This window comes from Sporosarcina sp. P33 (assembly GCF_002077155.1).
Classification (GTDB): domain Bacteria; phylum Bacillota; class Bacilli; order Bacillales_A; family Planococcaceae; genus Sporosarcina.
This window is the reverse complement of record NZ_CP015027.1, coordinates 733,286-740,000: the sequence shown is the minus strand read 5'-3', so window position 1 is coordinate 740,000 and position 6,715 is coordinate 733,286. Positions and strand designations below refer to the sequence as shown.

Sequence of the window (6,715 nt, the reverse complement as noted above, 5' to 3'; positions counted from 1 at the left end):
GGGAGTGAAATAGAACCTGAAACCGTGCGCTTACAAATTGTCAGAGCCCGTTAATGGGTGATGGCGTGCCTTTTGTAGAATGAACCGGCGAGTTACGATTCCATGCAAGGTTAAGCTGAGAAAGCGGAGCCGCAGCGAAAGCGAGTCTGAATAGGGCGAATGAGTATGGGGTCGTAGACCCGAAACCAGGTGATCTACCCATGTCCAGGGTGAAGGTCAGGTAACACTGACTGGAGGCCCGAACCCACGTATGTTGAAAAATGCGGGGATGAGGTGTGGGTAGCGGTGAAATTCCAATCGAACCTGGAGATAGCTGGTTCTCTCCGAAATAGCTTTAGGGCTAGCCTCAAACGAAAGAATCTCGGAGGTAGAGCACTGTTTGGACGAGGGGCCCATCCCGGGTTACCGAATTCAGACAAACTCCGAATGCCGATGATTTATGTTTGGGAGTCAGACAGTGGGTGATAAGATCCATTGTCGAGAGGGAAACAGCCCAGACCACCAGCTAAGGTCCCCAAGTATCTGTTAAGTGGAAAAGGATGTGGCGTTGCCCAGACAACCAGGATGTTGGCTTAGAAGCAGCCATCATTTAAAGAGTGCGTAATAGCTCACTGGTCGAGTGGCGCTGCGCCGAAAATGTACCGGGGCTAAACAGATCACCGAAGCTGTGGATTGACCGTATGGTCAATGGTAGGAGAGCGTTCCAAGGGCGTTGAAGCTGGACCGGAAGGACTGGTGGAGCGCTTGGAAGTGAGAATGCCGGTATGAGTAGCGAAAGAAGGGTGAGAATCCCTTCCACCGAATGCCCAAGGTTTCCTGAGGAAGGCTCGTCCGCTCAGGGTTAGTCAGGACCTAAGTCGAGGCCGATAGGCGTAGACGATGGACAACAGGTTGATATTCCTGTACCACCTCCCCGCCGTTTGAGTAATGGGGGGACGCAGTAGGATAGGGTGAGCACACAGTTGGTTGTGTGTCTAAGCAGTGAGGTGGAGAACGAGGCAAATCCCGTTCTCATATAACACTAGGCTGTGATGGCAAGGAGATTTATCTCCGGAGTCCCTGATTTCACACTGCCAAGAAAAGCCTCTAGCGAGGCGGGAGGTGCCTGTACCGCAAACCGACACAGGTAGGCGAGGAGAGAATCCTAAGGTGATCGAGAGAACTCTCGTTAAGGAACTCGGCAAAATGACCCCGTAACTTCGGGAGAAGGGGTGCTCTGGTAGGGTGAATAGCCCGAGAGAGCCGCAGTGAATAGGCCCAGGCGACTGTTTAGCAAAAACACAGGTCTCTGCAAAATCGTAAGATGACGTATAGGGGCTGACGCCTGCCCGGTGCTGGAAGGTTAAGAGGAGGGGTTAGCGCAAGCGAAGCTCTGAATTGAAGCCCCAGTAAACGGCGGCCGTAACTATAACGGTCCTAAGGTAGCGAAATTCCTTGTCGGGTAAGTTCCGACCCGCACGAAAGGCGTAACGATCTGGGCACTGTCTCAACGAGAGACTCGGTGAAATTATAATATGCGTGAAGATGCGCATTACCCGCGACAGGACGGAAAGACCCCGTGGAGCTTTACTGTAGCCTGATATTGAATTCCGGTGCAGCCTGTACAGGATAGGTAGGAGCCTTGGATTCCGGAGCGCCAGCTTCGGAGGAGGCATTGGTGGGATACTACCCTGGCTGTATTGGACTTCTAACCCTTGCCCGTGATCCGGGCAGGAGACAGTGTCAGGTGGGCAGTTTGACTGGGGCGGTCGCCTCCTAAAGAGTAACGGAGGCGCTCAAAGGTTCCCTCAGAATGGTTGGACATCATTCGCAGAGTGCAAAGGCATAAGGGAGCTTGACTGCGAGACCTACAAGTCGAGCAGGGTCGAAAGACGGACTTAGTGATCCGGTGGTTCCGCATGGAAGGGCCATCGCTCAACGGATAAAAGCTACCCCGGGGATAACAGGCTTATCTCCCCCAAGAGTCCACATCGACGGGGAGGTTTGGCACCTCGATGTCGGCTCGTCGCATCCTGGGGCTGTAGTCGGTCCCAAGGGTTGGGCTGTTCGCCCATTAAAGCGGCACGCGAGCTGGGTTCAGAACGTCGTGAGACAGTTCGGTCCCTATCCGTCGCGGGCGCAGGAAATTTGAGGAGAGCTGTCCTTAGTACGAGAGGACCGGGATGGACATACCGCTGGTGTACCAGTTGTCTTGCCAAAGGCATCGCTGGGTAGCTATGTATGGACGGGATAAATGCTGAAAGCATCTAAGCATGAAGCCCCCTTCAAGATGAGATTTCCCATTACGCAAGTAAGTAAGATCCCTCAAAGATGATGAGGTGGATAGGTCTGGGGTGGAAGTACGGCGACGTATGCAGCTGACAGATACTAATCGATCGAGGACTTAACCTATTATAAAAAGAAGTTACTTGAATGACCCAATGTCTTTTATTCAGTTTTGAGTGAATAAAAATTCACTTAAATTACTAAAATAACACTTGCTTTATTTTTAAACAGTGTTATAATAGTAAATGTCCGCTAAGAGGACAAACAGTCTGGTAATGATGGCGAAGAGGTCACACCCGTTCCCATACCGAACACGGAAGTTAAGCTCTTCAGCGCCGATGGTAGTTGGGGGTTTCCCCCTGTGAGAGTAGGACATTGCCAGGCAATTCTTTTCTTAAGATTTCAATTGGATATGCCATACATAGTCAAAAGATCATGAAGAAAAAGAAGCTGCGCACATAAACATATCATAAGCGAATACAGCTGACGCAGTAATGCGAAGTTTGTCGCAATTTTACCCAGGAGGATTAGCTCAGCTGGGAGAGCACCTGCCTTACAAGCAGGGGGTCGGCGGTTCGAGCCCGTCATCCTCCACCATATACATTCTACACTTGCCGGTGTAGCTCAACTGGTAGAGCAACTGACTTGTAATCAGTAGGTTGAGGGTTCAAGTCCTTTCGCCGGCACCATTTTAGTACGAGCCGTTAGCTCAGTTGGTAGAGCATCTGACTTTTAATCAGAGGGTCACAGGTTCGAATCCTGTACGGCTCACCATTGTTTTTTGCCGTAACATATCGCGGGTGTGGTGGAACTGGCAGACACGCTAGACTTAGGATCTAGTGCCTTCGGGCGTGGGGGTTCGACTCCCTTCACCCGCATCTTTTATGCGGAAGTAGTTCAGTGGTAGAATACGACCTTGCCAAGGTCGGGGTCGCGGGTTCGAATCCCGTCTTCCGCTTTTAATTTACCACTCCTGCCGGGGTGGCGGAACTGGCAGACGCACAGGACTTAAAATCCTGCGGTAGGTGACTACCGTACCGGTTCGATTCCGGTTCTCGGCACCAATTATATATGCGCCCGTAGCTCAATTGGATAGAGCGTCTGACTACGGATCAGAAGGTTGTGGGTTCGACTCCTGCCGGGCGCGCCATAATTTAAACAACATTATTCATATACTGTCGGGAAGTAGCTCAGCTTGGTAGAGCACTTGGTTTGGGACCAAGGGGTCGCAGGTTCGAATCCTGTCTTCCCGACCACTTATTGGGGCCTTAGCTCAGCTGGGAGAGCGCCTGCCTTGCACGCAGGAGGTCAACGGTTCGATCCCGTTAGGCTCCACCAATATTAATTTAAGACTGACTAATTATGGCGGTGTAGCTCAGCTGGCTAGAGCATACGGTTCATACCCGTAAGGTCGTGGGTTCGACTCCCTCCGCCGCTATCTAAGGACCTTTAGCTCAGTTGGTTAGAGCAGACGGCTCATAACCGTCCGGTCGCAGGTTCGAGTCCTGCAAGGTCCACCAGTTTACTTATACCACGGAGGAATACCCAAGCCCGGCTGAAGGGATCGGTCTTGAAAACCGACAGGGGTGTTAAAGCCCGCGGGGTTCGAATCCCTCTTCCTCCGCCATATTTACTTAAACTTTAGCTTTACTTTAGTAAGTTATTATGTTAAGATAATAAAGTCGTTAAGTAAGAAAGAAACATTTATATTATCGCGGGGTGGAGCAGTGGTAGCTCGTTGGGCTCATAACCCAAAGGTCGCAGGTTCAAATCCTGCCCCCGCAACCAAGGTCCCGTGGTGTAGCGGTTAACATGCCTGCCTGTCACGCAGGAGATCGCGGGTTCGATTCCCGTCGGGACCGCCATTTATTACATACGCTTTTACAAGCGTCATTGTCAAAATACCATTAGTGGCTCAGTAGCTCAGTCGGTAGAGCAAAGGACTGAAAATCCTTGTGTCGGCGGTTCGATTCCGTCCTGAGCCACCATAAATGCGGGTGTAGTTTAGTGGTAAAACCTCAGCCTTCCAAGCTGATGATGAGGGTTCGATTCCCTTCACCCGCTCCATTAGGGGCCTATAGCTCAGCTGGTTAGAGCGCACGCCTGATAAGCGTGAGGTCGGTGGTTCGAGTCCACTTAGGCCCACCATTCCGCAGTAGCTCAGTGGTAGAGCAATCGGCTGTTAACCGATCGGTCGTAAGTTCGAATCTTACCTGCGGAGCCAATTTTTATTAATGGGGAAGTACTCAAGTGGCTCAAGAGGCGCCCCTGCTAAGGGTGTAGGTCGCGAAAGCGGCGCGAGGGTTCGAATCCCTCCTTCTCCGCCATAATATTCAGGCCCCTTGGTCAAGCGGTTAAGACACCGCCCTTTCACGGCGGTATCACGGGTTCGAATCCCGTAGGGGTCATATTGAAAAAGGTATTGCACATCTGTGCAATACCTTTTTGTTTCGTCAATTTTACTGCATCAAGCAGTAAGGAAAGTGGATTCTTACCGGTGCCTTTCCAGAATGCAAACTATGCTTTGCGCATGCTTGCATACTAAAAGGTGGCAAAAGGACATCCCCGCACATCACAGTGCTTCAAGGGATGTCCTTTTTTGTTACTTGTCTTTATTTGAATCGATATAGCTGTCACCTTTATGATAGGGGATATCGCCTAATGGAGATTCCATTCCGGCTTCATCCAGTTCGTCTTCATATTCGGCGACTTCTTCATTGTGGACAATGCCGGCCGGTTCACCTGTGATATCGGTTACTGCAAATTCCTCATATTCTTCCGCACCATCTTCATTTTCTTCGTCGTATAGATCTTCATAATCACGATTTTCATTGCCCATGAAGTCTGAGGGCGTTTCGGAAGTTCCTGATTTTGCGATTTCCTGGAAGCTGTCTTCATAATCCCTGGCCTCGCCTTGTCTTCTGGCAGCGAACGAATTAGGCTCCGCCATGATTAACAGATCATCTTCTGCCGGCCTGTCATCAGGGACATCTTTTTGCGCATCCTCGATACACACCGTAGTGTAGGGGATGGCTTCTAACCGCTCCGCCTGTATTTCCTTGCCGCATACCTCGCAAGTTCCGTACGTGCCATCCTTGATAGCCTGGAGCGCTTTCTGGACCTTTTCCAGCTCGCCTTCCGCATGTGTATTGAGTGCGATATCTTTTTCACGTTCATATAATTCTGTTCCCATATCTGCGGGATGATTGTCATACATGGACAATTCGCCCACGTCTTCCTGCGCAGTTTTTACAATATTTGTTTCGCTTTCAGTTTCAGTCAAACGTTCCTCCATATCACGTAATTCTTTTTCTAGTTGCTGTAATTGTTTGGTAGTCAACAAAGTCGTCACGGTCCTTTCTGTATGTCTTTCTTATTTCAGTCATTCCCTTTTTAGGAGGAAGAGTAAACCTTTCCAATAAAAAAACGCCTACCTTTTGAAGTGTAGACGTTTCTATTACAGTTTATTCAGATGAAGTGTGCGATGAGGATACCGATTCCAAGAAGCAGGCCGAACAGTGTATTGGTGACGCCTGTATCTTTCATGGCAGGCATTACCTGTAATGGCTGCTCATATTTTCTGAACGTTTTCACTGCATGTAGCGGTTTGGGTATGCTGATCAGTACGAGTAATGCCCAGGCAGATACATGGTCTGTCAATACAAGTGCAATGATCCAGACATAAGAAACGATGAAGAATGCGGCCAAAATCGTCACGGCATTATTTCGCCCCGTCAGGATCGCCATTGTTTTTCTGCCGCCTCTAGTGTCCTGAACGATATCCCGGATGTTATTCGCCAGCATAATAGCGCCGACTAAGAGCATACTTGGCACGGATAAAAGAATTGCATTCCCTGTAACTGTTCCCGTCTGAATGTAGAATGCAATCAGAATCAGCAGCATGCCCATAACGAATCCTGAAACCAGTTCACCGAAAGGCGTATAGGCGATTGGATAAGGGCCGCCTGTATACAAATAGCCAATCAGCATCGCAACAGAACCTACCGCGGCAAGCCACCAGGAGGTTTCCATACAAATATAAATTCCAAGAAGAACGGCTAAGCCATACAGCAAAAGCGCCAGATTCAATACCGTTTTCGGCTGAACACCATTGCGTACGATAGTACCGCCGATGCCGATAGAATGCTCATCGTCCAAGCCTCTTTTAAAGTCATAGTATTCGTTGAACATATTGGTCGCCATCTGTAAAAACAGGCTGGCGACAAGCATCGCAAGGAATAACGGAAAATGAAGCGGACCGTATTGCAGTGCAATCATAGTGCCTAAAAAGACGGGGGCAAACGCAGCGGTCAATGTGTGGGGCCTTGTCAGCTGCCACCAGATTCGCCAGCCGGTATCTGTTTCTATTGTGTGTTGCACGGGTAATCTCTCCTTATATAAAGTCATCATTAGTTATTATACAACAAAAGCAAGCAGTTAGGTATGAAGA

2 protein-coding genes, 20 tRNA genes and 2 rRNA genes (1 of these 24 only partly in view) are annotated in these 6,715 nt (G+C 49.6%); 22 read left to right on the top strand and 2 right to left on the bottom strand.

The window, feature by feature from the left end; all coding sequences use genetic code 11:
• From SporoP33_RS03650 to SporoP33_RS03545, 22 genes are all read left to right on the top strand, one after another.
• Window positions 1–2,391 (top strand): 23S ribosomal RNA (locus tag SporoP33_RS03650) (it extends 538 nt beyond the left edge of the window).
• A 142-nt stretch (window positions 2,392–2,533) separates the two neighbouring features.
• Window positions 2,534–2,649: ribosomal RNA gene (gene rrf / locus SporoP33_RS03645) — 5S ribosomal RNA — on the top strand.
• 137 nt (window positions 2,650–2,786) lie between these two features.
• Window positions 2,787–2,862, top strand: a tRNA-Val gene (locus tag SporoP33_RS03640).
• A 16-nt stretch (window positions 2,863–2,878) separates the two neighbouring features.
• A tRNA-Thr gene (locus SporoP33_RS03635) sits at window positions 2,879–2,954 on the top strand.
• A gap of 9 nt (window positions 2,955–2,963) precedes the next feature.
• Window positions 2,964–3,039: transfer RNA gene (locus SporoP33_RS03630), tRNA-Lys, on the top strand.
• A 22-nt stretch (window positions 3,040–3,061) separates the two neighbouring features.
• Window positions 3,062–3,143 (top strand) — tRNA-Leu (locus SporoP33_RS03625).
• A gap of 8 nt (window positions 3,144–3,151) precedes the next feature.
• Window positions 3,152–3,223 (top strand) — tRNA-Gly (locus SporoP33_RS03620).
• Window positions 3,224–3,240: 17 nt separating this feature from the next.
• Window positions 3,241–3,329: transfer RNA gene (locus SporoP33_RS03615), tRNA-Leu, on the top strand.
• A 9-nt stretch (window positions 3,330–3,338) separates the two neighbouring features.
• Window positions 3,339–3,415: transfer RNA gene (locus SporoP33_RS03610), tRNA-Arg, on the top strand.
• 29 nt (window positions 3,416–3,444) lie between these two features.
• Window positions 3,445–3,521: transfer RNA gene (locus tag SporoP33_RS03605), tRNA-Pro, on the top strand.
• 6 nt (window positions 3,522–3,527) lie between these two features.
• A tRNA-Ala gene (locus SporoP33_RS03600) sits at window positions 3,528–3,603 on the top strand.
• Window positions 3,604–3,629: 26 nt separating this feature from the next.
• Window positions 3,630–3,703 (top strand) — tRNA-Met (locus tag SporoP33_RS03595).
• A gap of 5 nt (window positions 3,704–3,708) precedes the next feature.
• Window positions 3,709–3,785, top strand: a tRNA-Ile gene (locus SporoP33_RS03590).
• A 15-nt stretch (window positions 3,786–3,800) separates the two neighbouring features.
• Window positions 3,801–3,892: transfer RNA gene (locus SporoP33_RS03585), tRNA-Ser, on the top strand.
• A gap of 86 nt (window positions 3,893–3,978) precedes the next feature.
• Window positions 3,979–4,053, top strand: a tRNA-Met gene (locus tag SporoP33_RS03580).
• A gap of 1 nt (window position 4,054) precedes the next feature.
• Window positions 4,055–4,130, top strand: a tRNA-Asp gene (locus SporoP33_RS03575).
• 47 nt (window positions 4,131–4,177) lie between these two features.
• Window positions 4,178–4,253 (top strand) — tRNA-Phe (locus SporoP33_RS03570).
• Between the two features lie 5 nt (window positions 4,254–4,258).
• Window positions 4,259–4,332: transfer RNA gene (locus SporoP33_RS03565), tRNA-Gly, on the top strand.
• Between the two features lie 4 nt (window positions 4,333–4,336).
• Window positions 4,337–4,413 (top strand) — tRNA-Ile (locus SporoP33_RS03560).
• A gap of 1 nt (window position 4,414) precedes the next feature.
• Window positions 4,415–4,489: transfer RNA gene (locus tag SporoP33_RS03555), tRNA-Asn, on the top strand.
• Window positions 4,490–4,501: 12 nt separating this feature from the next.
• Window positions 4,502–4,592, top strand: a tRNA-Ser gene (locus tag SporoP33_RS03550).
• A 9-nt stretch (window positions 4,593–4,601) separates the two neighbouring features.
• A tRNA-Glu gene (locus SporoP33_RS03545) sits at window positions 4,602–4,673 on the top strand.
• A 194-nt stretch (window positions 4,674–4,867) separates the two neighbouring features.
• On the opposite strand, the gene SporoP33_RS03540 is transcribed toward SporoP33_RS03545, so the two are convergent.
• Window positions 4,868–5,617 carry a TraR/DksA C4-type zinc finger protein gene (locus SporoP33_RS03540; RefSeq protein ID WP_231293292.1) on the bottom strand — a complete coding sequence of 250 codons (750 nt, stop codon included), beginning with the start codon at window positions 5,615–5,617 and terminating at the stop codon, window positions 4,868–4,870.
• A gap of 116 nt (window positions 5,618–5,733) precedes the next feature.
• Window positions 5,734–6,645 carry a 1,4-dihydroxy-2-naphthoate polyprenyltransferase gene (locus SporoP33_RS03535; RefSeq protein WP_155961299.1) on the bottom strand — a complete coding sequence of 304 codons (912 nt, stop codon included), beginning with the start codon at window positions 6,643–6,645 and terminating at the stop codon, window positions 5,734–5,736.
• Between the last annotated feature and the right edge of the window lie 70 nt (window positions 6,646–6,715).